At 58.0% G+C, this 24,860-nt stretch carries 19 protein-coding genes and 4 pseudogenes; 12 read left to right on the plus strand and 11 right to left on the minus strand.

The genetic code is table 11. The features are described from left to right. Positions 1–50 precede the first annotated feature (50 nt). Positions 51–382: pseudogene (locus ACVTFQ_RS26585) on the plus strand (c-type cytochrome); the annotation flags it as partial. A 607-nt stretch (positions 383–989) separates the two neighbouring features. Here ACVTFQ_RS26585 and ACVTFQ_RS26590 read toward each other — a convergent pair. After that, a complete protein-coding gene (locus tag ACVTFQ_RS26590; RefSeq protein ID WP_470424242.1) occupies positions 990–1,358 on the minus strand; it encodes a DUF2934 domain-containing protein in 369 nt (122 codons plus the stop codon). Between the two features lie 476 nt (positions 1,359–1,834). Here ACVTFQ_RS26590 and ACVTFQ_RS26595 point away from each other — a divergent pair, with 476 nt between their 5' ends. After that, positions 1,835–2,074, plus strand: coding sequence for a hypothetical protein (locus ACVTFQ_RS26595; protein WP_470424243.1), 240 nt, complete (start codon positions 1,835–1,837; stop codon positions 2,072–2,074). Positions 2,075–2,381: 307 nt separating this feature from the next. On the opposite strand, the gene ACVTFQ_RS26600 is transcribed toward ACVTFQ_RS26595, so the two are convergent. Next, positions 2,382–2,915, minus strand: a complete 534-nt coding sequence (locus ACVTFQ_RS26600; protein ID WP_111564015.1) for a DUF4142 domain-containing protein — start codon at positions 2,913–2,915, stop codon at positions 2,382–2,384. 349 nt (positions 2,916–3,264) lie between these two features. Here ACVTFQ_RS26600 and ACVTFQ_RS26605 point away from each other — a divergent pair. Continuing rightward, a pseudogene (locus tag ACVTFQ_RS26605) lies at positions 3,265–3,466 on the plus strand (hypothetical protein). A gap of 1 nt (position 3,467) precedes the next feature. After that, the gene (locus ACVTFQ_RS26610) at positions 3,468–3,674 is read left to right on the plus strand and encodes a hypothetical protein (RefSeq protein ID WP_111564018.1); all 207 of its coding nucleotides are present in this window, start codon (positions 3,468–3,470) and stop codon (positions 3,672–3,674) included. A gap of 269 nt (positions 3,675–3,943) precedes the next feature. Here the strand turns inward: ACVTFQ_RS26610 and ACVTFQ_RS26615 are convergent, their stop codons facing one another. Together ACVTFQ_RS26615 and glgX are read right to left on the minus strand one after the other, a co-directional pair. Continuing rightward, a complete protein-coding gene (locus ACVTFQ_RS26615) occupies positions 3,944–4,087 on the minus strand; it encodes a hypothetical protein (RefSeq protein ID WP_162718232.1) in 144 nt (47 codons plus the stop codon). Positions 4,088–4,335: 248 nt separating this feature from the next. Further along, positions 4,336–6,417 carry a glycogen debranching protein GlgX gene (glgX, locus tag ACVTFQ_RS26620; protein WP_470424244.1) on the minus strand — a complete coding sequence of 694 codons (2,082 nt, stop codon included), beginning with the start codon at positions 6,415–6,417 and terminating at the stop codon, positions 4,336–4,338. A 377-nt stretch (positions 6,418–6,794) separates the two neighbouring features. On the opposite strand from glgX, the gene ACVTFQ_RS26625 reads away from it, so the two are divergent. Beyond that, positions 6,795–7,352: a response regulator gene (locus ACVTFQ_RS26625; protein WP_470424245.1), complete on the plus strand. Its 558-nt coding sequence runs from the start codon at positions 6,795–6,797 to the stop codon at positions 7,350–7,352. 297 nt (positions 7,353–7,649) lie between these two features. On the opposite strand, the gene ACVTFQ_RS26630 is transcribed toward ACVTFQ_RS26625, so the two are convergent. After that, positions 7,650–8,102 (minus strand): hypothetical protein, encoded by a 453-nt coding sequence (locus ACVTFQ_RS26630; RefSeq protein WP_111564045.1) that lies wholly within the window; start codon positions 8,100–8,102, stop codon positions 7,650–7,652. 644 nt (positions 8,103–8,746) lie between these two features. Here ACVTFQ_RS26630 and ACVTFQ_RS26635 point away from each other — a divergent pair. Next, positions 8,747–11,770: a DEAD/DEAH box helicase gene (locus tag ACVTFQ_RS26635; protein ID WP_470424246.1), complete on the plus strand. Its 3,024-nt coding sequence runs from the start codon at positions 8,747–8,749 to the stop codon at positions 11,768–11,770. Between the two features lie 321 nt (positions 11,771–12,091). Here ACVTFQ_RS26635 and ACVTFQ_RS26640 read toward each other — a convergent pair whose 3' ends face one another. Both ACVTFQ_RS26640 and ACVTFQ_RS26645 read right to left on the minus strand, forming a co-directional pair. Continuing rightward, entirely contained in the window at positions 12,092–12,412 is a 321-nt protein-coding gene (locus ACVTFQ_RS26640) for a hypothetical protein (protein WP_283193700.1), read from the minus strand. A 966-nt stretch (positions 12,413–13,378) separates the two neighbouring features. After that, positions 13,379–14,385 (minus strand): annotated as a pseudogene (locus tag ACVTFQ_RS26645) (IS110 family RNA-guided transposase). A gap of 311 nt (positions 14,386–14,696) precedes the next feature. Between ACVTFQ_RS26645 and ACVTFQ_RS26650 the strand changes: the two are divergent. The 3 genes from ACVTFQ_RS26650 (at position 14,697) to ACVTFQ_RS26660 (ending at position 15,469) form a co-directional block, all read left to right on the plus strand. Continuing rightward, positions 14,697–14,906, plus strand: coding sequence for a cold-shock protein (locus tag ACVTFQ_RS26650; RefSeq protein ID WP_047514662.1), 210 nt, complete (start codon positions 14,697–14,699; stop codon positions 14,904–14,906). Positions 14,907–15,022: 116 nt separating this feature from the next. After that, positions 15,023–15,205: a hypothetical protein gene (locus ACVTFQ_RS26655; RefSeq protein ID WP_111564812.1), complete on the plus strand. Its 183-nt coding sequence runs from the start codon at positions 15,023–15,025 to the stop codon at positions 15,203–15,205. A gap of 75 nt (positions 15,206–15,280) precedes the next feature. After that, a complete protein-coding gene (locus ACVTFQ_RS26660; protein ID WP_111565446.1) occupies positions 15,281–15,469 on the plus strand; it encodes a hypothetical protein in 189 nt (62 codons plus the stop codon). Between the two features lie 86 nt (positions 15,470–15,555). Here ACVTFQ_RS26660 and ACVTFQ_RS26665 read toward each other — a convergent pair whose 3' ends face one another. Continuing rightward, positions 15,556–15,924: a response regulator gene (locus ACVTFQ_RS26665; protein WP_111565447.1), complete on the minus strand. Its 369-nt coding sequence runs from the start codon at positions 15,922–15,924 to the stop codon at positions 15,556–15,558. Positions 15,925–16,415: 491 nt separating this feature from the next. Here ACVTFQ_RS26665 and ACVTFQ_RS26670 point away from each other — a divergent pair, with 491 nt between their 5' ends. The 3 genes and pseudogenes from ACVTFQ_RS26670 (at position 16,416) to ACVTFQ_RS26680 (ending at position 21,453) form a co-directional block, all read left to right on the plus strand. Then, positions 16,416–18,077, plus strand: a complete 1,662-nt coding sequence (locus ACVTFQ_RS26670) for an alpha-amylase family protein (protein ID WP_112989279.1) — start codon at positions 16,416–16,418, stop codon at positions 18,075–18,077. Between the two features lie 1,329 nt (positions 18,078–19,406). Further along, a complete protein-coding gene (locus tag ACVTFQ_RS26675; RefSeq protein ID WP_111565444.1) occupies positions 19,407–19,787 on the plus strand; it encodes a response regulator in 381 nt (126 codons plus the stop codon). A gap of 893 nt (positions 19,788–20,680) precedes the next feature. Next, a pseudogene (locus ACVTFQ_RS26680) lies at positions 20,681–21,453 on the plus strand (IS5 family transposase). Here ACVTFQ_RS26680 and ACVTFQ_RS26685 read toward each other — a convergent pair. From ACVTFQ_RS26685 to ACVTFQ_RS26695, 3 genes are all read right to left on the minus strand, one after another. Continuing rightward, complete coding sequence (locus tag ACVTFQ_RS26685; protein WP_162718026.1) at positions 21,450–22,316, minus strand: SDR family oxidoreductase; 867 nt, start codon at positions 22,314–22,316, stop codon at positions 21,450–21,452. The pseudogene ACVTFQ_RS26680 and the gene ACVTFQ_RS26685 sit on opposite strands and share 4 nt — an antisense overlap. Before the next feature lies 1 nt (position 22,317). After that, complete coding sequence (locus ACVTFQ_RS26690) at positions 22,318–22,479, minus strand: hypothetical protein (protein WP_470424247.1); 162 nt, start codon at positions 22,477–22,479, stop codon at positions 22,318–22,320. 1,236 nt (positions 22,480–23,715) lie between these two features. Beyond that, positions 23,716–24,228 (minus strand): YciE/YciF ferroxidase family protein, encoded by a 513-nt coding sequence (locus tag ACVTFQ_RS26695; protein ID WP_111564479.1) that lies wholly within the window; start codon positions 24,226–24,228, stop codon positions 23,716–23,718. Positions 24,229–24,860: the final 632 nt, after the last annotated feature.

Raw genomic sequence — 24,860 nt, forward strand, 5'->3', positions numbered from 1 at the left:
CCGTCACTTGGTCGCATGTCATCGCTTGGTCGGGTGTTGCCGCCGCGCTTATCATAGGCGCCGGCGTGATGGGCTGGATCGACGAAGGCAGAAGGTTCCGGCTCGATCCGCCCGTTAATTCCGAACTGGACGGTTTCAGGCTGATGCCGAACGGCATAAGTGGAGCGCCGCCCGAGATAGACTTCGCGCGCGGCCAACCATACGAAAACGACGCTTATAACCTGAGCCGAGGCAAGCGCCTTTATACTTGGTTCGGCTGCCCACATGTCATGGCGACGGACGAGGTGGGCAAGGCCCGACTTTCCTGGATGGCTGGTGGCTTTATGGCCCGGAGATGGTTTCGATCGTTGCGTCAATCCGTGACGGACGGCCGCACGGCTTGGCTGGCGGGGCGGCGGAGCGACCCTTACTGAAAAAAGAAGCTTCCATGCTCCGACGGACCTCCTGATCGCGAAGAGAAGGCTCGGTTGATGCGGTGGAGCGCGGCCCTTAACCCAGGGAACAATCCTGAGATAGGCATGAAGGTCGCGTATGTCGCCCGGTGTCATCGACGTATAGCTGGTGTAGGGGAAGGCCGGATAGTAATTAGCGCCGGTGGGGGAGATCCCCGCCACCAGTGCGTTCGCCAAGTCCGAGACGTCCCAATTTCCGATTCCATCAATCGGGTCGGCCGATGTTCGGAGGCCTGAATGTAACGAAGGTCGACGCCAAGGCTAGCCCGCCTCCAAGGTGAAGGCGGTCGGTTTGACAGGGAGTGGCGTGGCAAGAGGAGCAATCCGCGGCCGTGAAGATCTGTTCTCCTCGACGGATATCCCCTGGGCCAGCCAGTCGAGGGTCTCCCGGAAGAAACTCCCCTTGGGGTGAGGTAGCGATCCACCCGGCCCTAAAACACCAAGCACCCTCATTGCCGACCGTCGCACACAGGCCCGCGCAGCATGCAATCAATACCACCTTCGTGAGCGACCTCCCGCCCCCGGCGGCGGTGGCTGCTATGTGGCGCGCGACGTCCCTGACGAGCCGGGCGCGCCAACCCCGTCTGGAGCGTCTTCCCCGTCAACGTTTCCTTTTTCCTTGAAATCGATAACTGCCTGCTCCCAATGCTCGACGTGGCGCCCTTCGGGACGGCCCGCTTGCTCCCACAACGAGTAGGCTCGCTTGCTAATCCACTCGTTGCGCTCTCGCTCGTGGACAGATACCGTTTCATCGTCGCTCTTGAACACGCTAGGCTCGCTAGGTGACGTCATCTCCCCTTCATTGGGCGCGGGGGCCAGGCCTTCCCGCGCGCCGGGATCCTCTGTCGGCCGTTCCAGGCCAGAACGCTGTCGCGATGCGTTAATCGGATTTCGAACCTTTTTCATAAGCTTTCCTATACATTTCTAGGCGGGTTGGAAAAGTCGCTCACAACGATCGGTAGGACTTGCCGCCGGGGTCGCCCTTCACCGGAGCCGGCTCCCCGAGCACAGGGTGTTTCCTTTCGTTGTGGAACCCCATGAACCTCGAAAACCTCGTGTTGTTCCCAATAAAAGACGCCTATCGCGCTAATCGTCGGGCAGGCTTTTGAAACCGGGGCCATCCGAATCTGACATCGAATGGACTTTCGTGCCGAATGCGCCCTTCCGAGGAGGAATTCCCGTCGCGGTCCGAGTGTCGACGGCGTTCAACGTCAGTGGTCTTAACCGGACCATGGCAATACTGAGGCCGAGCCCGGCCTGGTCGCTGCCGCTCTCGGGGCTCGACTGGGAAGGGGCAAGCGCGCCGGACCACGCCTGACGGAACCTTTGAGTGCCAGCGCGGTTTGCAAAGCATCCCTCCTCAAACAGACGAGAGATATAGGATGACTGGATCGAAACAGGCCGCAACCGACGATCGCCGCGTCTCGGATGGCGCCGACGAGCGGCGCGAGGAGCTGGCGAAAAAAGCCGCGAAAGGACTGCGTTCGGCAGTGCGTGGAGACGATGCCGATCCGGATGCGCCTTCGGCCACGGGCGATTTGAGGAAAACTCCGTCGTCGGAAGCGCTGGGTACTCCCGCAAAAGGAGCCGTCGAAGACGGCGAGGGCCCAGGGAGCCAGTGACTGCTTGCCCAATCGAAATGCCCGGATCGCCGCCGCGCTGGCCGCTTGCGTCCTGGTGACAACCCGCCCTCCGTGAAGTGGTTCGCCTTCAACGGGACCTACATCATTGGCACGCGTGCGACGGAGTGCACATCGTCACGTCTGGCATTCCCAGGGACCGGTTCCAACGGCGTCGAGCCTGGAGGCGAAGGTTAAACTGTACCATCGAACGCTGCGTCGCGATGGAACGAATGACGCGCTCGAATGCGTCGATACCAAAACGCCGTGGATTTCCTGGTCCACGGCGTTTTGAATCCGATAACCGAGACTACTTATTCAAGTCCTTGGCCATCGTCAGATGATGTTCCAACGCGGGTCGGGTTTTCGCGGCCCATGCCTTCAACTCCGCGTTCTCGCCTTCATCGCCGTACCGTTTGAAAAGATCGACGGCGTCTTCATGAGCATCTTCCTGATCCGAGTGGTACCGCTTGGTGAAATCGTCCCCGTTGAGCTTCTTCAGATCGTCCAGCATGCTCTGCTGCGCCGAGCTCATCGCGCTCGGGATCGCGGCCTTGACCTTGCCACCATCGATCATCGCCTTCAGCTCCGCGGACGTCTTCATGTGATCGCTGATCATCTGCTGGGCGAATGTCTTCGTCGCGGCGTCCTGCGAGCGTTCGACGGCAAGCTTGCTGGATTCGATTTCGAACATGTCGGAGCTCGCCACCTCGGTGACGAAGTCCTCGGTCCTTGGAGCAACGCCCATGACCGAGTTGACCCCAGTCTTTTCGGCCGCGGATTGGGCGAGGACGGGCGAAGTAAATAGGATTGCAAGTCCAGCGATGGCGAGGGCGGTTCTCATTTTGATGGTGCTCCTTTGGCGAGTTGAGACCACTAAACTTATTGGTCGCCTGATCGTTCCTGTCCTGGCGTCTTTAATTGGGGACGTTCGGTTCGTGGCCGTCGCGTAAGCGGGGAGATTGGTTGATGGCGCGAGCGAGCCCCGCCCCCCGCCAAGTCCCCATCCGCTCCCGCGACCAAAATGGCCTTGTCGCCATCGTGGAAAACCTGGAAGGCCGCGACACTCTCAATCGCTGCTGGAAAAGGAACGAGACACTAGATTGTCTTTCTCGGATCAAACCAAACATCATGATCAACCCGGAACAAGTGATGTTTTGCGAGGTTACCCATACACCACAAGGAGTTTTACAATGGGTATGAGCAAGCAAAGTGAAGGTGCTCCCGGCACCACCGACCAATCGCCCCGATGGGAAGGACCGCGGTGAAAATATCCCGCCTGGCTACCTTCGCGCCGAGGACAATCCCGACACGGCCAAGGATGCCAACGGTGAAACCAACGCCGATCCCGAGGTCAAGAAGATCTCCGACGGCCTTAAGCAGAAAGGCGAATGACATGTCGGACATCGAGAAGGACGCCAAGGGTCAATTTGCCAAGTCCGTCGCTGATCGCAAGGCCACGGGGGTGCATAGCGCTAAGCCCACCGTGATAACAGGCTCAGAGGACGCGACCGAACATAAGACACCTCCAGGAAGAAAGCCGGTCAAGGATTGGGACATCAACTTCGATCCCGCGGAGGAAAATGAGGGAAAGATGCGATAGGACCAGGGCACCGCCCACGGGGCTGGTTTGACCGGCTCCCGCGAGCACCGTTTCCACCGCGATCCGAGGCTCTCGCAAGCCGCCGAATACGGTGCTTACTTACTGCCATCGAACTCGGAAAAACACCAATCGGTTTTTCAAGCAGCCGCGCTTGGTGACGGCTGGTGATGGGTCGATCACCTGTCGCCACCAGATGACGTGATGACGCAAGTTGCCCGTGGCTTCGTCGATATAGCGCGAATCAGGTCTTGCCCGAATCCTCCAAGGCTTCACGGCCATATTGACCATGCCACGAGCCCGAGGATGACAACAAAGCTAACGGGGACCGCGAGAAATCGGGCCATGCCGAGATTGGTGTTGGTATGGCCCACCCAGGCGAACCACCAGGCAGGGCCTTGATTTCCGTCGGACATGGTTGTCTCCATGGGGGTTGCGTGTCGACAGGCTTGATCGGAGAAATCTCGAGGAAAGAGTATGGATTATAGATAAAGCCTGTCACCCGAACCTTTGCTTCGAGCAATAGTTCCCTTATCTTCGCTGGCGTAGGGGATCAAGGATGCTAAACCGTCACCGGTAAAGCTTAGGCGAGAACAGGGCGTAACATGCTGACGGCCATTGTGGTTTCCATCCGTCAACCAATCACTCACCCTTATTGCCGGGTTCACCCCTTGGCGGATAGCAGCACAAGGCTGCGCGGAGAGAGTAGATAGGACTCCGTCTCGCCGATATCTTGTTCCCCAATGATCGGATCGGCGGTCGTCAAAGTAACCACCCAGCCCTTGCCCGAACTCTCGGGCAGGCTGAACTCCACGTCACCATCATGCGGGTTGAACAGAATGATGACGTCATTCATCCCTTCCGTGTCCGAACTTGCCGTCAGACGCAAGCCTATGGTCGTGCTCCCTTGATCGGCCCAATGCTCTTGCGTCTGTTCGCCGCCGCCTGGATTAAGCCACGTCACCAGGGTGCCATCGCGCCAGCTCTCCCGCCGAAGAATTCGATTGGACTGACGCAGGCTGATCAACCTCTTCACGAAGCCCCGAAGGCTATCGGCGGAGACCGGGAGGTTTTCCCAATGGACCCAACTAAGCTCGCTGTCTTGGCAATAACCATTGTTGTTGCCCATCTGGCTGCGACCGAATTCGTCGCCAGCGAGCAGCATAGGCGTGCCATGGGATAGGAACAGGGTTGCGAGGAAGTTGCGCTTTTGTCGTTCTCGAACATCTATCACGTCTTGGTCATCCGTTGGACCCTCGACGCCGTGATTATGGCTTCGGTTGTCGCCATGACCATCCTTGTTGTCTTCGCCATTATCGTCATTGTGCTTCTCATCGTAGGAAACGACGTCATTCAACGTGAAACCATCATGCGCCGTAATGAAATTCACACTGGCCCACGGTCTGCGACCACGAAGGTCGTACACGTCTCCAGACCCAAGCACACGCGCCGCGAAATCCCCCGTGGTGCCATCGGTGTCCTTCCAGTAATCGCGCGCCGTATCCCGATACTTGTCATTCCATTCGGCCCACCCCGGCGGAAAGCCACCAACCTGATACCCCCCTGGACCGATGTCCCACGGCTCCCCGATAAGCTTCAATCGAGACAGAACGGGGTCCTGCCCGACCGCGTCAAAAAATCCGCCTCGTTGATCAAAGCCTTCCGGTTCACGGCCGAGGATCGTACCGAGATCAAAACGGAAGCCATCCACATGCATCTCTTCAGCCCAATATCGGAGGCTGTCGGTTATCAACTGCAGGACGCGAGGATGGGAGGTGTTAACAGTGTTTCCAGTTCCTGTGTCGTTGATGTAGTAGCGAGGTTGCTCGGGCATCGTGCGGTAATAGGAAAAGTTGTCGATCCCCTTGAACGACAGCGTGGGACCGAGTTCGTTGCCTTCAGCGGTATGGTTGTAGACCACGTCGAGAATAACCTCGACGCCGGCGTCATGGAAGGCGCGGACCATGTCCCGGAAGCCAACAATGCCCTTCGGGCCGTAGTAACGGGCAGCTGGCGCGAAGAAGCCTAGGGAATTGTATCCCCAATAGTTTTTAAGACCCTTGTCGAGTAGGTGCGCGTCATCTGGAAACCAGTGGACGGGGAGAAGCTCGACGGACGTGACCCCGAGGTTGCGGATGTAGTCCACGACCTCTCGGTGCCCCAATCCTTCGAAGGATCCGCGCAGCTCCTCGGGAACGGCGGGGTGGAGCTTGGTGAACCCTTTCACGTGGGTCTCGTAGAAGATCGTGTTCGACCAGGCAACCCGCGGCTTCGTGTCCCCTTGCCAGTCGTAACTGGACGGGTCAATCACGCGGCATTTAGGCATTGACTGGGCGCTGTCGGTCTCATCGAACGACATGTCCTTTTCCTCTGCGTCCAACTTATACGCGAACTGCGCTTGGCTCCATTCGACGTCCCCCACCAGCTCGCGCGCATATGGATCGATCAGCAACTTGTTCGGGTTGAAACGATGGCCGCTCTCCGGGTCGTAAGGCCCGTGGACCCTGTACGCGTAAAGTGCTCTGGGCTTCAGACCCGGCACGTAGCCGTGCCAAACCTCGTTCGTGAATTCCGGAAGCACGATGCGGTCGGTCTCTATTATTCCCGTCTCGTCGAATAGGCACAGCTCGACGCGCTCGGCGTGCGCACTGAATATCGCGAAGTTCACTCCATCGCCATCGAAGTTCGCGCCGAGACGCGTCCAGTCGCCGGCTACAATTTGCTTACCGCCGTGAGAATTCGTCATGTCAGCCCTCGAAGGAATTTTTCCATTTTGAAACTCCAAGCGTGAGTGTTCGTTCCCGTTACCGCGCTAAATCGCTTCAAGCGGGGGCGTACGTGGGTGTTGCGGGTCGGAGCAGGCCTAGCCTCGTCGGGCACCGGTCACCATCGCCAGCTGTCGGCTCGCGCGCCAATCGATCAGCATCAAATCAATATCTCACGAGAATGTCGCTTCGCCATGTTCGCGACGGGAACCTCGCGACATTAACGAGGTTTGAGCCGCCGAGAGACAAACGAAGGCCGTCGATGGAAACGCGGGTTCGGCTCTGTCCAGGCCGGAGCTGCTTCGATCGAGGAGGTTTGGCTAATAGTTCGCGCAATCCGGATCATGGGGAGGTTGGAATGGAAAATCGTGGCGAATGGATCGTCAGGCGTGCCTATGCTTTGTGGGAGGAGGCCGGCCGGCCCTTCGGACAGGATAAATATCACTGGGATCAGGCATCCGCCGAGTACGATTTATTGGAGGCGACGCGCGCATCAAGTGATGGGCGCGAGGTCCTCGTAAAACTGCGTGGCGAATTTGCTTGCCAAGACAACCGGAGCGGTGCCAAAAACAGAAACATTCTGATTGTCGAGGACGAGCCGCGGATACGCCACGACACGGTGGACTTCCTGGACAGAGCCGGCTTCCGAACGCTTGAAGCCGCCAACGCTGCCGAGGCACTTGTTCTTCTTGAGACCAACATCGTCGACATGCTGTTCGCGGACACTGACATGCCCGGATCGATGGACGGGCTGGGACTCGTCGCCACCGTGCGGAGCCGGTGGCCGAGCATTCGGATCATCGTGACGTCGGGGCTAATCAAGTTCGCGCGTCGAGATCCGCGCAATGAAATGGCGTTCATGTCTGAACCCACGACCCGCCTTGAGCTTATCAACCTTATATCGCGGTCTCGTTGATCAGATTGAATATGCGGGCCTCCTCGAGCAAAAAGCCGCCACGACCCGAATTCAGCTTCCAATGACGGTACGGATTTTCCGCCGCCGAGCCCCCGTGAAGCAGGCTTCCGAGCTTGGCCGTAGGTAGCGCTTATCCGATCGAGCCTCTCCGGGGGGAGGGCGCCTGATATCGCGCACTTGCGTTCGGTGGGGGCGCCTCCCGCCTTCGGCATATGTTGGACACTGACGGGACCGACATCTACATCTTCCGATCCCGTGTTGCTTCTGGCATGGATGAGCGAGGTTGCGAACCGCGTCTCAGTCTGGTTGCACCGGCCTGATGGTATCAACCGAGATCTCGCCCTTGATCACTCCGCGGGCGATATCGGTCCGCCCTCGCTCGACCTCGATCACGGTGTAGAGCTTATCGTCGCGAAAAGCGCTTGCGTTGAAGGTCGTCACATCCTCAGCGGGCGCGGCATCCACTTCCATGAAGTCGAGTTCGCGACTCGCGGCCACGATCCTAGCGTCCCCCGACGTTCGGGCCGCGACCATGACGACCCCGTGGCCGGGCGAGTTCACCCACCGCGGATCACCCGGTGCCGCGATTGGCTCCAGCCGATATATTGAAAGCTTTTCCGCTTCACCCCCCGATGCTCCCGCGGCCGCCGCGTCCGAAATCTGCGCCTGGCTCTCGACTGAGGAACCGAATGTGTTGCGAGTTGTGGCATTGTTGTGGTCGTCGCCACCTGCTTTTGACACGTTAGACATGAACGTCCTCCCTTTCACCTTTGGATTAACGATCGAAAGCGGGCTTTGTTGCCTCGGCGCCGCCATTGGAAACTCGTCCGGGACCGGTGCAGGCGTCTGAGCGAACAGCGAGGCCAGATCGGTGCCAAAATCCAGGAGCCGCGGGCGCGGATAGCCAGTGTCCGGGATGGAATCCGTGGCCGGGGTTTGGAAGACGTATCCCACGGTCCATGGCCACTCCCGCCACGCGCCACGCGCCCGCTTGCGGGAGTAGACAGGGCATGCCGGGGCAAAAGGCTCTGTCCCATGGCGCGATCTCGCGAAAGCAACCAGCATCCATCCATCCGGAACCTAGCCGCGTGATCATCGTTGACTATCGCCTTTTCGCCCGCCTCCAAGATACATGGTAAGGATCGATGCCAGTAGCCCCTCAAAACCAACATAGCGCCGCGAATTCATCATTTATCGCTAGCGAGCTCGCGCGCCAGGTCGGCGCTGAGCACGGCGACGACATCGTCTTCGTCGCACGCTCGGACGGACGTGCGAAGCGCATCATCGAGGCGTGCGAATGCCTCTCGCTCGGGAGCAAACTCTTTTATCTTCCCGCGTGGGACTGTCTTCCATTTGATAGGGTACCGCCATCGCGAGCTTCAATGGGAATGAGAATGGATGCCTTGCGCGAGTGGCTGGCGACGCGGCCGGGCGGACGATTGTGTGTGACATCACTTGAAGCCTTGCTTCAGCGAATTCCACCCGCGGACGTCATCCAGTCTGCATGCTTCGAAGTCGCTGTCGGCGGCCGGTTTGATCTGTCGTTGTTTGAAGCCTTCCTTTCGCGGACAGGCTACGCGGTGGACGGTGTTGTCGATGAACCAGGTGAGGTCGCTATCCTTAACGGCGTCGTTGATATATTTCCCGCCGGCGGCGACCTCCCCATGCGATGCTATCTGAACGAGGACGGCATCGTCGAGGAACTCTGGTTTTACGATCCGGCGACACAGCGCACGCAAGCGAGTGTCCAAGAGATGCTGTTCGGACCAGCTTCAGAAATAATCCTTGCCCCTGGCGAGCTCGACGAACCCTCCGATGGCCAGGCCGTATACACACGGATGTTGAGAAATTACAGCGCGCTCGAAACAGTCTTTGACGTGCTGAAACCCGCCACCTTCCTTATCGAGGACGACGTCGACCGGAGAGTGGACGAGTATCTCGACATCATGGAGGACGCGCGAATATCCTCCGGGGCGCCCTTGACGCAGCGCTCACTCTACCTCGATCGCGAATCTTGGGACGACGCGCGCTCGGGGCCCGGCTGGTCACTTCTTGATACGGATGGATACCTGCCGCTGGAAGCGGGTCGGAAAGGGTTCGGAGCTCTAACCGAGCTTGTCAACAATGTTGCCACAAATGGCACCCATCTCGCGATAGTGGGAGACGAACCCCAGTTGAGCCGATTGACGGATCGGGTGAGCAAATCGCTGAACACGAACGTCGTGCCAGCCACGACCTGGCAAGAGCTGTTGGAGACGGGATCGAGCGTTCGAAGCGGAAGGATCCCGTGGACGGAAGGGTATGTGGATCGTGGACGAAATCTTGTTGTTGTGGCTTGCCAGGACATTCTTGGGCCGCCCATCGGCGACCAACGCGACCTTACCCGGTCGACGCTGCGGGCGCCGGATCTCCAGATCGGGGATGTTGTTGTCCATGAGGAACATGGGGTCGCGATCTTGCGGGCGATCGAAACCACCGTTGTCGAAGGCGTGGAATTTGACTCCGCGCGGCTTGAGTATCACGGGGGCGCCTCGATCATCGTTCCGATGAAGGATTTTGGCCTCCTTTGGCGATACGGCGCCGAAGCCTCATCCGTTACCCTGGACCGGCCCAATACAAATGGATGGGCACGCAAGCGAAATGACCTCCAGCGGGATATCCGGTCCGCGGCCAAGCATCTCGTTGACGTTGCCCGTCGACGTTCGGAAACTAAAACGAAACCGATAGTGCCGCCGCAAGACGAGTATCGGAAATTCTGCGCGCGCTTCCCCTACGGTCTCACCACCGATCAAATGAGCGCGATAGATGAATGTCTCGCCGACATGGCGAGTGGCCGTCCCATGGATCGCCTGATTTGCGGGGATGTCGGGTTCGGAAAGACCGAGATCGCCCTGAGAGCAGCGGCGGCCGTCGCGATGTCCAATCTGCAGGTGACGGTCGTGGCGCCTACAACTGTTCTGGCCAGACAACATCATGACGTGTTCAAGAAGCGATTTGAGAAGTCTGGGCTCTCGGTCGGCCTGCTGTCTCGCGCGGTGAGGAACGACGAGGTCACGCGCACGCGCGATGAGATAAGTGCAGGGACCGTCGATATTGTTATCGCGACCCACGCAATCCTTGGAAAGAACGTGAGCTTCCAGAGACTGGGACTGGTCGTCATCGACGAGGAGCATCGTTTCGGCGCCGCTGACAAGGCCGCCATGCGAGCGCTTTCGCCGAACGTCCACGTCCTGGCGCTGTCCGCGACGCCTATCCCGCGCACATTGCAATCCGCTCTCATCGGCGTTCAAGACGTGAGCCTGCTTACCACCGCACCATCTCGGCGCCGCCCCATCAGGACCTCGATCCTCCAAATCGACGCGGCAACGATCCGCGCGGCCTTGCTGCGCGAGAGACGTCGTGGCGGGCAGTCCTTTTTCGTCGCCCCACGGGTCGCCGACATCGATCCGCTCCAGGCAATGCTCGCGGAGATAGCGCCGGAACTCTCGGTCCTGGTGGCGCATGGCAAGATGTCGGTGGACAAGATGGATGACGCGGTTGTCCGCTTTTCAGAAGGCGAGGCCGACATTCTGCTGTCAACCAATATCGTTGAAAGCGGTCTCGATGTCCCTCGCGCGAACACGATTTTTGTCTGGCGTTCCGATCAATTCGGCCTGGCGCAGCTTCACCAGTTGCGGGGCCGCGTTGGAAGGGGCCGATCGCAAGGGCTCGCCTACATGCTGACCGAGCCAGGTGAGAAGGAAAGCGATGATAGTCGTCAGCGCCTATCCTTACTGCTCAAGTTCGATCGTCTGGGATCGGGAGCCGACGTGGCGATGAATGACCTTGAACTGCGTGGCGGCGGTAGCGTGGTGGGCGAGGAACAGGCGGGACACATAAAGGTTCTCGGAACTGGTCTCTACCAGGAGCTTCTCGCAAAGGCGGTCAGCTCGCTTCGCGGCGGAAAAGCCGCTTTCCCTGATCTTCCTGATTTCGAGGTCGGCGTAACCGGCTTCATTCCCTCCGATTTCGTCCCGGATCCAACCGTGAGACTAGGCTTTTACACACGTCTGTCGAAGATGAGGGTGAAGGAAGAGTTTGAAGAGTTGGAGGAGGAAATCTTGGATCGCTTCGGTGACCTCCCCCACCCAGTGGCGGCGTTGCTTCGAACGGCTCGTATTCGAGCGTGGGCAGGTCTTCTCGGCATCGCGTCGCTGCGAGTGGGGCCAGACGGCGCCGCGGTCGAATTTCATGAGCGCGCTAGCGCAGCGATACTGGCGGAGTGGAAAAAGTTAGCGAGAGCAACCGCTAAGGGCAAGCGGATTCTGTTTGACTTGAAGACCGGGTTTGAAGACCGCCTGCCATTTCTTGAAGCTCTTCTAGCCGCCGCCGCCAGTGTTGACACCGGCAGCCAATCAGGTCGAAGCGGTGTTTCGTGATGCGTTGCAGTGCTGCGGGATTACGAGGGCGCGCGAGGGCGCGGCGCGGGATCTTATCTGATCGGCGGTTTCGCGCGGGCGGCTTGGCGGACTGACGCGGGTGGCTTCGGCCAGCAGCCTAGGCTGGCGCGCCCCGCCAGACGCTGAATGAGTGGTCGGGGCTATCGCTGCGGGCCATTCAGAGCTTTGTTCACCGCATCAACGATATCGCGGAGCGTGATCGGCTTTTGAGCCTCACGATATCCGCGAGTTGGCCCGGAATGATGTGTGGATCGTAGCCCGTCAACAAAAGCCCTTGTGGGGCACGCGCGTTCGACCCCGTCAGAGCGAGTTGTCCGGGATAATAAAGTCGCCGTCCAGACGATCAAGGTTCTCGCAAAACAAAACCGGGCATGATTGGTCGCGCGTCGGAATCCGCTTCCATTCGGCATACTCGTTCGCGTCGCAATAGCGGCTGTTCCGCACGAAGCGGTCATACAGCGGAAGTCCCCTGGGCGACGACCAGCGAAAAATCACGGCGCCTTGGTTGTGGACGGTTGCGCGCGCCTGTTCGCACGTCATCTTGAGCGGGCTCAGGCGTGAGATCGCGACCGCGGGAGAAGTCGCCAACAGCGCGGTGATGACGATCGCTATGGTTTTCATGATCAAGCTTCTCATGATCAAAACCTCGACAATTTTCTAGAAAACGTCTCCAACGCCGATGTGTTCCGGGATACGAGGTTTATCAATCCAACTCCGTCAATGGAGCAAGCCATCGAGATCGAATTCCTCCCATCCGCGCAGCTTCGTGGCCGCGCGTCATCCGTCTTCTCACTCGCCGATTTCAGAGCTTCCCTAACTTGCTCAAGCGACAGAGGAAGCTTTGCCTTGTAGGCCGCCTGTCTGCGTTTTTCGGCCTTTGTCACCGCATCCTCCTCGCGCCATTCGTCCACGGCTCCTCGATCCAGCAGATCCTCCACCATCCTTGGATCGAAAACGTAAAAGGTAAACCTCCGGGCGCGGCCTCTCCTGTTTCCAGGTTTCGAGAGAAGTGGCCCGTCGAGAAATCGGGGCGGATCGCATTCCCCGAAACCGTCACATGTTGTAGGCAACCGTAGTTATTGATGCGAATTCGGCTGTCCTCGGCCGCCCCTAATTCCAGGTTGTTGTGGACGCTCGGGCCCGGAAATAGTCGCAAGACCATCACGTCATGTCTCGCCTTGCTCGGCCGACGGAAGGGCACAACCCCTAAGCCGGCAGCCGTGCGTGTGCCTGTCAGTCTCGAAACCTCGTGCCGAATGAAAATATAGGGTCATCTCTTCGTACGACCGATATAGGATAGCGTTGGTAACTCGCGTAAGAGATACAGCGATCGCATCGGCGCCGACCTTAATCCCTGTATGGATGGCTCCTGCGAGCAAAGGACAAGATCGGTTCCGGTAAATAGGTCGGTTGCGGCCATGTATACGGCGTCTGATATGCAGCGAGACCGCTGCGAGCCCTGATGAATATCCGCTTGGAGAACAGGTCCCACTCAATCGAAGAGCTTCGGATTCATCGGGGTGTCCTGGTTCTTCTTCTCCGCTTGTTTGCCATCACCTCACGTTGCCCTGACCATTCCAGGAGCCGTCAGGCGACCCGCGGCTCGTATCGAGACCCGTCCCCGAGGACGGCAAAAATCATTCGTGCCATGCGATGCGCCAAGGCAATCGCGACAATCTTCGTCTTCTTGCGCATGAGCATGCCCGACAGCCAGTCCGCTCCTGGCTCCCGCTTGAGCCGACGTCGGAGCATGATCTGCGCCATGGCGCCGAGATACAGCAGGCGCCGGATGTACCGATTACCCATCTTCGATACAGCGCCCACTCTTTGCTTGCCTCCGGTAGAATGAGGCTTGGGCGCGAGGCCGAGCCAAGCGGCATAATCCCTCGCGCAGTCGAAATTGTCGACATCAGAGGTCGTTGCCGCGATAATCGTCGCCGACAGTACCCCCACACCGGGGATCGTCGCCAGACGCTGACTTGTCTCGCTTTGCGAATGGGTCTCTTCGATCTCGTCGGTCAGCCGCTCGATCCGCGTGTTCGTCTCGGACAGTTGGTCTAATAGTAAGATCAAGGGCATCCGAACCGCTTGCGGTAATTGATCCACTTGTTCCTTCAGCCGCTCGACATTTTGCACGCCCTTCGCGGCTATGATGCCGAATTCTGTCATATGCGCTCGGATCGCATTGCCGATCTGCGTGCGCTGGCGAACCAGAAAGTCCCGCGTGCGGTGAAGAACCATTACCCACGAGCAGGCCTCGCTCTTGATGGCGACGAACCGCATCGAGGACCGCGTCACAGCCTCGCAGATGGCGGCCGCGTCCGCGGCGTCGGTCTTTCCGCGACGTAGGGCTTTACATTACGATGGCGGCATCAGCCGGACATCATGTCCCAGTTACTGAAGCTTGCGTGCCCAGTCATGAGCACCAGCGCAAGCCTCCATGCCGATGAGGCACCGGGGATGGTTCTGGAAAAACGCAAGCAATTGGCTGCGGCGAAGCTGCCGCCGCACAAGGACCAGACCGTTTCGTCTACACCATGGATCTGGAAGACGCTCTTTGCGAGGTCGATACCGACTGTGGCAAGTTCTGACATGGATCGCTCCTTTGCTTCAGGCAATGACACCGAAACCATGCCGGAATACGCCGGCGGAAGAAGGAGCCATCCACACCATCAATCGAGGCCAAATCCGAAAAGAGAAGCGACCGGCCCCTGGAAAACTATCGGTTGACTTTCGGCGTAAAGCCTCTATCTATGACTTCATCGATCTTTTGCTTGCCGAGCTTTGTCTACCGCGCGATTGGCACCGCGCTCTATTCGAACCTTCTCTCTCAAAAATAGTCGTATCACCGTCCGCGAAGCCTTGCTTCCGCGGTCCCTCACTCTATGCTTTGAAAGGGTTCATTATGACCACGGGCACAGTAAAATGGTTCAATTCCACAAAGGGCTTCGGCTTCATTCAGCCGGATAACGGCGGCGCTGATGCGTTCGTCCATATCTCCGCCGTCGAGCGTGCGGGAATGCGCGAAATCGTCGAGGGCCAGAAGATCGGCTATGATCTCGAGCGCGACGCCAAGTCCGGCAAGATGTCTGCCTGCAACCTGCAAGCTGCATGATTGAACGGGCCGCCCCATTGACCACGGATGTACTGGCAATGGGGCAGCGCGTTTGAAGGGCCGGGCAATGTTGTCCGGCCTTTTCGCTTCATAGCCCCGAAACCCAAGGAGGTTTCATGACCCACAGCAAGTCCAGGCAGCAGGCCGAAGCCGCATTCGACCGCGTCCAATCCCAATTCTTCGCACACGGTCAAGCCGTCGAGGAACTTCAGACCGAGGAACAGGCGCGACAAGCTAAGACTCAACGGCTTCGCGAAGCGCGGATCGCGCGTGACGAGGCCAGGGATCAAACTCGCTGAGCTAGCTTCGATCGCGAATTCCAGCGGCGCATTGCCATCATTCCAGCTGTGGTAACGACAGTAGGGGACCTAGTCATGTCAGAAGAGAAGCACTCACTATCCGTAGTCGTTCGATCCGATGACAAGGGTCATTGGGTGGAATGGAACAACGACGGCGCCACCGGGTCACTCGGACCATACAAGAGCGAAAAGATGTCCGTTGACGTGCGGATAGCCAAGGAACGAGAGTTCACTGAAAACGCGGGTCACATCGACGACGCATGACCAGCGCGAATAGCGGCTTGATGGCTTGATGGCTTGATGGCTTGATGGCTTGATGGCTTGATGGCCTTTCTACGGCCAAGCCCGTGTCAACCCATTAATAGCCCACGGATCATAGTCGCGACGTCGGTGGAAGCATAAGGCTTTGTCAAGAAGGGCGAGCCCTGCGGAAGCTGGCCAATTTCCGGCTGGCGGTAGCCTGACGTCACGATGATTTTGATCGGCGGCCAACGATCGCGTACGAACGCTGCGAGTTTCAGCCCGTCCATGCTTCCTGGCATGTCCACGTCCGTGAACACGAGCCGGATTTCCGGATGCCGCTCGAGGGTCGCTATCGCCTCGTCCGCCGTGCCAGCTTCAAACACGACGAAACCCTCGTCTTCCAACTCGGCCGAGATCGACAGGCGAAGAATAAGCTCGTCGTCCACGACGAGCACGACTATCTGGTCCGTGGGCATGCGGGGCTCGCTTCTCTGAAAGAGTATGCTCCCGAGACTTAGCGCGAGCTTTGTACGTTAGCGGACATAACTATCGCCATCGTCTCTAATTTCAAGTGGTGGGACTCGAGATGTCATCGACTTCGACGCCCGCCGATCACGCTTCCACGCAAACCGCGAGGTGGTTTCACTCTTCACGTGTTCTGCCTCCCATGACGTGGCACCCGCGGTGACGCGAAGTCTTCGCCCAGTTTACTCCTGGCGCTCCTGTTCGGCGTGGGAAGAGCCCAACAGATTGTTGCGCGAAGATAAGGCATCGGTCGGCCCTGAAGGACGCACGAGGGTCAAGGTCCGCGGGAGATTGCACGTCCCTGGTATGTAGCGGCAACTACACCGGCTCCCAGAACCTCGTCGAAACCGCTGCCAAAATCTCGCGGGCAGCTCACACCCTGGAACCTTTCCGTTGCCGATGCCTTCCACCACCATATCAATCTGCTGATGGGAGCAACGCCTTGATCAACGACCTTTGGTACAAGAACGCGGTCGTCTACTGCCTATCGGTGGAGACGTTCATGGATTCCAACGGAGACGGAATCGGCGATTTCCAAGGCCTGCAACGTCGCTTGGACTACTTGGCTGGGCTTGGCGTCACCGCGATTTGGTTGATGCCATTCCAGGCATCGCCTGGTCGCGATGACGGCTACGACGTCTCCGACTATTATAACGTTGATCCGCGCTACGGGACCTTGGGGGATTTCGTCGAGTTCACGCATGGCGCAAAGCAGCGCGGAATCCGAGTTCTCATCGACCTTGTTGTCAACCATACCTCAGACGAACATCCCTGGTTCAAGGAGGCCAGGGCTGACAAAACCTCAAAGTACCGGGACTGGTATGTCTGGTCCAGGACAAAGCCGAAAAACGCAAGCGAGGGCATGGTCTTCCCCGGTGTACAAAAATCCACTTGGACGCGCGACACGCATTCCGGCGAATATTACTTCCACCGCTTCTACGATTTCCAGCCTGACCTTAATACCGCCAACCCGCTTGTTCAGGCCGAGATCCTTAAAATCATGGGCTTCTGGATCCAACTCGGGGTTTCCGGGTTTCGAATGGACGCCGTGCCTTTCGTAATCGCCGAAAAGGGCGCGGACGTGAAAAAGCCCAAGGAATACTTCGACATGCTGCGCGCTTTTCGCGAATTTCTTCAGTGGCGAAAGGGTGATAGCATCATCCTGGCGGAAGCCAACGTCGTCCCGAGGGAAAATATGCAGTACTTCGGGCACGACGGCGAGCGCCTGCAGATGATGTTCAATTTCCACGTTAACCAGTCACTCTTCTATGCGCTGGCGAGCGCGGACACCCGTCCGCTTGCAAAGGCAATGCGGGACACGGAGAAGCTCCCGCGTACTGGCCAATGGGGCATATTTCTACGCAACCATGACGAACTTGATCTTGGGCGGCTATCAAAGAATGAAAGGGAAGCAGTCTTCTCCGCCTTTGGGCCAGACAAGGACATGCAGCTATACGATCGCGGAATTCGCAGGCGCCTAGCTCCGATGCTGGGAGGAGACATCCGTCGTCTCAAGCTCGCCTACAGCCTCATGTACTCGTTGCCCGGCACACCGGTTCTTCGCTACGGCGATGAGATTGGCATGGGCGATGACTTATCGCTGCCCGAGCGTAACTGCGCGCGTACTCCAATGCAGTGGTCAAACGAGCCCCAAGGTGGCTTCACGAAAGGTCAGAAACCCGTATTACCGCTGATTTCACAGGGTCCATACGGGTACGAGAATGTGAACGTGGCTTTTCAGCGCCGTGATAGTGACTCGATGCTGAACTGGACCGAGCGAATGATAAGAATGCGCAAGGAAGCTCCAGAGATCGGATGGGGCACTTGCACCGTGATCGACTGCCAGGATCCAGGTGTTCTGATCATGCGGTACGAATGGCGCGAAAACGTCGTCGTCATCATCCATAATTTCCACGACAAGCCCGTCGAAATCAGTTTCAGCCTCAACAATGAGGGCAATCCGGGAATGTTGATTGACATTCTCGACGGACACGACAGCCAGGCAACGGGAACTTACGAGCATCACATGGTGCTAGAGCCCTATGGGTTTCGCTGGTATCGGGCAGGTGGCTTGGACTACCTGCTGAAGCGAAGCGAGGTATAGCGGCGCCGGACTGTTGCTGGAGGATGGATCGCCTCCAAGCATCCGCCGTGGCCCAAACGTCTTGTCGTCTCGCGCTCCCGCGCCTCGAATGCTACCATAACGCGTCGGCGACAAGGAGGGCTGGTTCCGGCTGCACGAGTGTTTGCTTGCGTCCCACGGCGATACGTCTCCCAGTCTGCAAACGATAGTTACATTACACTCAACTAAGGGTTAGATTGTCGTCGTGCCACCGCCCCCGGAAAAGAGCCGTACGATGCTGCGTCACAGCCTGCGTCGATACGTTTTCATGTTTCCAGGAGAGGCGTCATGGATGCTCGGGTTGTGGGACGGTCAGAGTTGGGCCCGAGCGGGGGCGCATTCTTGAAGTGTGCGATCGAGTTTGACACAACCACCGTTCCAGCAACAGATTCGAGTTCTTCCGTTACTGGCATTTGTCCATCATTGACGCGCGGCTGAATGCTGGTGATCCAGAAGCTTCGAGGCTACTGAAAAGGTCTGGCAACCTGGGGATTTCGCGTTTGCCGTCATCGACGCTTCCACGGATCACTGGAAGCTCAAAGTTGTCGGCAAGAACTGCCGGTTCCCCCGGACCCAAATCGACATCTAAGGCAACGGAAACCCGCCCCCCCCCCGCGGCCCAAGCCGCCTGAAAGCCGAACTGCTGGCGCAGGTGCGGCAAGGTCCCCGGCATGGTCGATGACTGGCAGGCATGCCGCGCGCGTCCCCGCGTCCCTGGAGTGGTAAGCTCATTGTTCGCCACCGTACGCTTGGGCTCGAACGGGGCTTTATCGCGTAGTCTATGTTTTATTCGAAGGCGGAACCACGGAGGGCAATCATGATCGCTTCAACACTTGACGTCAGATACATGACCGTACCGGAGCGCCGGCAATCATTGAGCTGCTTGCCACGGCAATTGAAAGTAATGCGGATGTAGCGACGGAAAAGGGCGACGATGCCCTTGGGATGATACTGCGATCCGTCAGAAGCGCGATGTCTTCAGCGGCGGGCGAACTTGCTGTGACGGATATCATCCTAACCGAGAGCGTGGTCCTGCGTGCGCTAGGCCTGCTGACTGCGTTTCAGTGCCGTCATGCACGATACCCGGTCGGGGCGGTCCTCCACTGATTGGTCTTAGCGGAAAAATTGAGTGACGCCCTCTTGATGTCGTGGTTCAGAGGGCCGATCCGCTCCATCGTCAACGTCCATCGCGGGAGAATTGTACAGTCCTCTCGTCTCGGTCAGCCAAGGGAAGGCAGCCTTCAATAACATGTGAAAATCCTCGAACTTCACAGAGGGCGATTTAAATAGTTGCTTTTTTAGGAGAGTGTCATGCGAGTTTTAATAGTCGAGGACGAAGCGCTTATTGCCTTGGAGCTTGAGCGAATTGTTGCCGAAGTGGGGCACACAGCAGTTGGGCCTGTCACTACCGTGGAGCAGGCTCTTGCTCACGCACCCCGCGTTGATGTGGCGTTAGTGGATCTGGGGCTCGCCGACGGCATGAGTGGAGCAGCCCTTGCCCGTCGTCTCACGGACCGTTTTGGAGTAAGCGTGGTCTTCGTTACGGGATCTCCGGGTGACGTGGGGCATGGCCTGGATGGCGCGGTCGACATAATTGGTAAGCCATTTTCCGATGATCGAATTAAGCAAGGGCTGGAAAAGGCCGACGCCGCATCAAAAGGACGCGCTTGGAACTCCGCGACAGGCTGGTGATGTAAAGATTTTAATCAGTTGATTTGAGGTGGCCGCGCAAGGACGCGGTCATCTCTTAACGCATTTAAGCTCCCCGTGCTTGGCTCGTTTCCCGCATTATTCAGCGGCGCGCGGCTAAACGGCGCCAGTGCCGACGGCGCTGGAGAGATGCATCTCCTCTAAGCGATGCCATCAATCTCGAAGATCGCAGTGCTATCCTGGACCTCCCGAAGGCCGTTGTAATGAAGCGTGGCGCAGATTGCCATCATCCGTCCAACCACGGAACAATGCTACTCGCCTTGATAAAGAACCACCGGTCGCTTGGCCTTCAGCTTGTCGAGGGTCTGGCTGCTGACAGCCACGTCTCCCATAGCTGCCAAGATACGCTCAACCGAACCGCTCTTGCTGATTTCTCATCAAATCGTGCTTCGCATGGACGTCTCCAATGCCAATATATCGGAAGAGCAGGCACTCTTCTGCAACCGGTTATTAAGCCGCACTGCGCCGAGGCCCTGTCCTTAACCCACGAAGGCCCTCTGCAGGATCCACTGTTTTGCAACCCGGCCGTAAGCGTACACGTTCATGTCGAAGTTTGGCTGGGAATGGTTTGATCCAACTGAGCCTAATCGCGGTCCAGATGCAGATCAACGGCTTCGGAAAGCTGCAATCAGGACAGTGTGAGTGGTTACCGCCCCGCGGCGAAGGCCCGGCCCTGCACAGGCCAGGCCCTCGCATGCCACCTCAACAATGAAGCTGGGCGCAATCTCAAAAGCAAGCCAACTCGCACGACCCGCATACTTGGTGTTTGCCAATCGGTGGTGAGCCAAGCCGACGAAGAGCACTAGGTCGCGTCCCCATTAAAGGGTTTCGCTTTAGTCAGGATGATGATTCAATGTCCTTGGAAGGAGATTGATATGCGCCGTCATGAACTTAGCGATGAAGAGTGGGCGATTATCGCACCACTTTTGCCGAATAAGAGCCGTGGTGTCGAACGTGTTGATGACCGCCGGGTGATCAATGGCATTTTGTGGCGTTTCAGAACTGGCTGCTCTTGGCGGGATATCCCTGAGCGCTACGGCCCTCGTACTACACTTTACAATCGGTTCTCGCGCTGGCGTAAAGCCGGCGTTTGGGACCGACTTCTTGAAGCGGTATCAAGGCGTTACGACGGCGATATAGTTATGATCGACTCGTCGTGTGTGCGCGTTCACCAGCATGGTGCCAACGCAAAAAAGGGGGCTCTACCGATCCTTGCATGGGACGTTCGCGCGGCGGCCTGACGACCAAAATCCATGCCATGGTCGATGCGGATGGCCGACCGTTACGAATGGAGCTGACAGCAGGCCAGGCAGCGGATGCTCCGGTCGCTGAGAGGCTGATATCTGACATCGAACCAGGCACGACGCTACTTGCAGATAAAGCGTATGACACGGATGCGATCCGAGCGTTTGTGAAAGGCCGCAAGGCTTGGGCTAACATCCCAACAAAGATAAATCGGAAGCAGAGCTTCAGCTTCAGTCGCTGGGTCTATAGGCAGCGAAACCAAGTGGAGAGGTTCTTCAATCGTATCAAACACATGCGGGGCCTGGCCACGCGCTACGACCGTCGCCCTGACAATTACCTTGCTGCACTGAAACTCGTTGCGACACGAATTTGGATCAATTCAGTTTGCGAGTCCACGTCCTAGATCATGATCTCGCCACCCGTCACCGGGACCACGGCGCCGGTCATGTAACTGCCGAGTTCTGAAGCCAGCAGAACGTAAGCCCCAGCTAACTCAGCCGGTTGCCCCGCGCGACCGATCAGGGTCTGCTGGCCGAACTTGGCAGCCTTTTCCGCTGGCATCGTCGACGGGATGAGCGGTGTCCAAATCGGCCCGGGTGCAACCGCGTTTACTCGGATACCCTTCTCGGCAACCATTTCAGCGAGACCCGCCGTGAAGTTTGAGATCGCGCCCTTCGTGGACGCGTAGGCCAGCAGCGGCGGTGAGGGCTGCCGCGACTGGATCGACGTCGTGTTGATGATCGAGCTTCCTGGACGCATGTACGGGATTGCCGCCTTTGACAGGAAGAAAGGTGCGTAGATGTTCGTGCGGAACGTCCGGTCCCATTCCTCGACGGGTATTTCCGATATGTCGGAATAGGTTCGCTGGAAGGCGGCATTGTTGACGAGAACGTCGATGCCTCCCAACTCGCGGACAGCTCGTTGGACGAGTTCCTGGCAATGCTCCTCATAGGTGATATCGCCCGGGGCGGCAATTGCTCGACGGCCTGCCTGCTCAACCCACTTCACAGTATCAGCGGCATCGTCGTCTTCGCTCAAGTAGGAAATCACGACATCTGCTCCTTCGCGAGCAAACGCGATTGCCACCGCCTTGCCGATGCCTGAGTCCGCGCCGGTGATCAGGGCGACCTTACCCTCAAGCCTGCCGCTGCCCTTGTATGACTGCTCACCGTGGTCAGGAACCGGTTGCATCGCCTCGGTCTTGCCTGGCGGTTCCTGATGCTGCTTGGGGTAGGGTGGCGTCGGGCGACGTGCTTCTTCGGTCATATCAATCTCCGGTTTTGCTCCAACGCAAACCAAGAAGGTCGCTGACGGTTCCCACATCAGTTCCTAAGAATCGGACAAAGTGGGGCAGCGGAGACTCGATAGCTTCAAATACAGGGACAGCGACGACGGAAAGAACGATGATGACTTCGATCGAGTTCGACATAGGGAACCTCGGGAGAAGTAAGCTGTCTCTGACCGGCGCTCGCAGGGTTAACTTCCGACCGCCTTGCCCGGGCGCGTTGTCAAGGTCAGTTTTGGTAATGAACTTGGGACGGTGAGATGCTAGGACGGCTCGGGCGGTAAGCGCTAAGTAGCGGTCGGGGGCCTTCTTGTTTTGGAGAGCCTTACCACAAGGCATTGCCGACGAAGCTCTTCAAGGTTGTCGGAAAGATCGGCATGTATGAGTACGGCACCGAGCATGCTCATGCACGATTCCGGACCAAGAGCGCTGGTTACATCGACCCCGGCCAGTCGTTCCCGTGCTGCGTAAGCGGCAAGTCGCGTCATCCGCCGTGCCCATCAGACGCGCCAGGGCGGCGAATGCTTCAAACACGAGTATGTCGCCGAGACTTTGAGGTCTCGGAGCCCAACCCTGCAAGCACTGAGACCTGGCGGGTTTGATGCGAACCCATCCAAGATCGCGAGCACCAGGGCCAGGGCCATCGCCGTGACACTAGGCCCGCCCCCCGCGTTCCATGGCCTGCCTCGCCAGGGAGCTGTTGGATCGTTGCTCGGATGTCGCCTTTGGTGGGCACCGACATTGGAACTTCGATGCCAAGGACAATTGGCTCAACGCGAACAGCCTCGGCAGCTTTCCAATCATGACTTTCGGCCCCGCGCCGCCGTCTTCGATAAATGGGTCGGTGTACAACAACCCAAGTTGCCTTGCTCCGGCGATCAATATCGACCACAGCGTAACGCATTCGTATCCTTCAGACCAAAAGCTAGCCCGTGGCCGATTCTTGCTCCTGCTATCAGAGACGAGTGTTGTCGCGAATTTGTCACGCGGCATGAAAGTTATTACCGCTGAATGTCGGAAGACTTGCCAGGAATCGCGGTAAGTTTTGAGATAGGCTGCAAAACGTAATCAGGGCAATGGGATGTTCAGGGTAATCGAAGGTGGCCTAACCGAAACCAAGTCTGTCGCTCAAAGCAAGAATGCGTCGATCGCGGCCGAGGGGGAAAGGCGTCTGCGGGAGGCGGGCGTGGGCCGTTTTCTAGCACGCGAGAAACTCACTGGCATCGCTATGCCTAGCCCGATGCGGGCATTCATGCTGCAGGTGGAGTTTACGGTGGAAGCGTTATCGAGACTTTCGCCGATCCCAATGAACATCACGGAGGACGGCTACTGGCCGACATACGATAGGGCTGCCCCTTTTGGGGCAGCCCTGACCAAGCGTTAGGCTGCTTTCGTGGCCTTGGCGTTCGCCGCCGCCTCGGCAAGCCGCGTTAGTTTCTGATCCGTCGCTTCCTCTTCTTCGAGGTTTGCCTGGAGCAGCGGGATTGCATCCTTCATGCCAAGCTGGGTCGCCCAGGCTATAAGCGTGCCGTAACGAGCGATCTCGTAGTGTTCGACAGCCTGAGCCGATGAAATCAATCCTGCGTCAAGGGCAGGGGAACCCTTGAACTCTTCCATGATTTCCTCGCCTTCGGAGATGATCCCCTGGATCGCTTCGCACGTCTTGCCACGGGCGGGCTTGCCAAGGAGTTCGAAAACCTGTTCCAGGCGTTCGATCTGACCCTGCGTCTCATCTCGATGCTGAAGGAAACCCGCCTTGCCTTCTTCGGACTGTGCAGCGCGGGCCATCTTTGGTAGAGCTTTTAAAATCTGCTTCTCGGCGAAGTAGATATCCTTCAGCGTATCAAGGAACAAATCATCAAGTGTCTTCGTGTTGGTCTTGGTGGTAGCCATCGTGTCCTCCTATGAAATGACGTTTGAAAACACGTCGGGCAGCTGGAGGTTCCAATTCTCAGGCAAGATCCGACCCATCTTGCATGCTTTGTACCTTAGCGTACACGGGGGGTTGGGGGAACATCAGGGCCAGGTCCGCATTTCCGAATTCGAGATCGCGAGCGTGCTAACCGGACGCGACAGGGATGGTGAACATGGTGGTTTTGCCGGTTTCTCGCCATGGCTAACGAAATGGCAGCCCAGCGCGCGATCTGTCCGCAGCGATCTCATACTGGGAGGCCCTGGGATCGAAGGCTTGGCGAGAGCATACTTTGAGGGTCTGCCGAATTCCAAGAAAATCATCTGCTTAACCCCGAGTGGGACAAAAATCCCATTTTACAAGATCATGGTTTAGCAAGCTGCCGTCCCACTTTTTTCGACCGTTTCCGCCTCTTCTTTGAAAGACCGGAGCCTCTTCCATCGGAGGCGCCCTTGGGGCCGGCAGCGTCCTGAACCTCTGTTCCCTCCGCCACGGCAATTCCTGCCACGATTTGATTTAGCGGGAACAACACCCCGCGGTAGAGGTTAGCGAGTTGGGCATGTCCGCCCACATGCCGACGGGATCAAGATGACATTTCAATCTAAATTTCCGA

Source organism: Rhizobium sp. O111 (genome assembly GCF_055616315.1).

Excerpts from the sequence above, each read along its gene's own strand:
- ACVTFQ_RS26590 (WP_470424242.1), bottom strand. The coding sequence starts at position 1,358 with ATGAAAAAGGTTCGAAATCCGATTAACGCATCGCGACAGCGTTCTGGC.
- ACVTFQ_RS26595 (WP_470424243.1), top strand. The coding sequence starts at position 1,835 with ATGACTGGATCGAAACAGGCCGCAACCGACGATCGCCGCGTCTCGGAT.
- ACVTFQ_RS26600 (WP_111564015.1), bottom strand. The coding sequence starts at position 2,915 with ATGAGAACCGCCCTCGCCATCGCTGGACTTGCAATCCTATTTACTTCG.
- ACVTFQ_RS26610 (WP_111564018.1), top strand. The coding sequence starts at position 3,468 with ATGTCGGACATCGAGAAGGACGCCAAGGGTCAATTTGCCAAGTCCGTC.
- ACVTFQ_RS26615 (WP_162718232.1), bottom strand. The coding sequence starts at position 4,087 with ATGTCCGACGGAAATCAAGGCCCTGCCTGGTGGTTCGCCTGGGTGGGC.
- glgX (WP_470424244.1), bottom strand. The coding sequence starts at position 6,417 with ATGACGAATTCTCACGGCGGTAAGCAAATTGTAGCCGGCGACTGGACG.
- ACVTFQ_RS26625 (WP_470424245.1), top strand. The coding sequence starts at position 6,795 with ATGGAAAATCGTGGCGAATGGATCGTCAGGCGTGCCTATGCTTTGTGG.
- ACVTFQ_RS26630 (WP_111564045.1), bottom strand. The coding sequence starts at position 8,102 with ATGTCTAACGTGTCAAAAGCAGGTGGCGACGACCACAACAATGCCACA.
- ACVTFQ_RS26635 (WP_470424246.1), top strand. The coding sequence starts at position 8,747 with ATGGATGCCTTGCGCGAGTGGCTGGCGACGCGGCCGGGCGGACGATTG.
- ACVTFQ_RS26640 (WP_283193700.1), bottom strand. The coding sequence starts at position 12,412 with ATGAAAACCATAGCGATCGTCATCACCGCGCTGTTGGCGACTTCTCCC.
- ACVTFQ_RS26650 (WP_047514662.1), top strand. The coding sequence starts at position 14,697 with ATGACCACGGGCACAGTAAAATGGTTCAATTCCACAAAGGGCTTCGGC.
- ACVTFQ_RS26655 (WP_111564812.1), top strand. The coding sequence starts at position 15,023 with ATGACCCACAGCAAGTCCAGGCAGCAGGCCGAAGCCGCATTCGACCGC.
- ACVTFQ_RS26660 (WP_111565446.1), top strand. The coding sequence starts at position 15,281 with ATGTCAGAAGAGAAGCACTCACTATCCGTAGTCGTTCGATCCGATGAC.
- ACVTFQ_RS26665 (WP_111565447.1), bottom strand. The coding sequence starts at position 15,924 with ATGCCCACGGACCAGATAGTCGTGCTCGTCGTGGACGACGAGCTTATT.
- ACVTFQ_RS26675 (WP_111565444.1), top strand. The coding sequence starts at position 19,407 with ATGCGAGTTTTAATAGTCGAGGACGAAGCGCTTATTGCCTTGGAGCTT.
- ACVTFQ_RS26685 (WP_162718026.1), bottom strand. The coding sequence starts at position 22,316 with ATGACCGAAGAAGCACGTCGCCCGACGCCACCCTACCCCAAGCAGCAT.
- ACVTFQ_RS26690 (WP_470424247.1), bottom strand. The coding sequence starts at position 22,479 with ATGTCGAACTCGATCGAAGTCATCATCGTTCTTTCCGTCGTCGCTGTC.
- ACVTFQ_RS26695 (WP_111564479.1), bottom strand. The coding sequence starts at position 24,228 with ATGGCTACCACCAAGACCAACACGAAGACACTTGATGATTTGTTCCTT.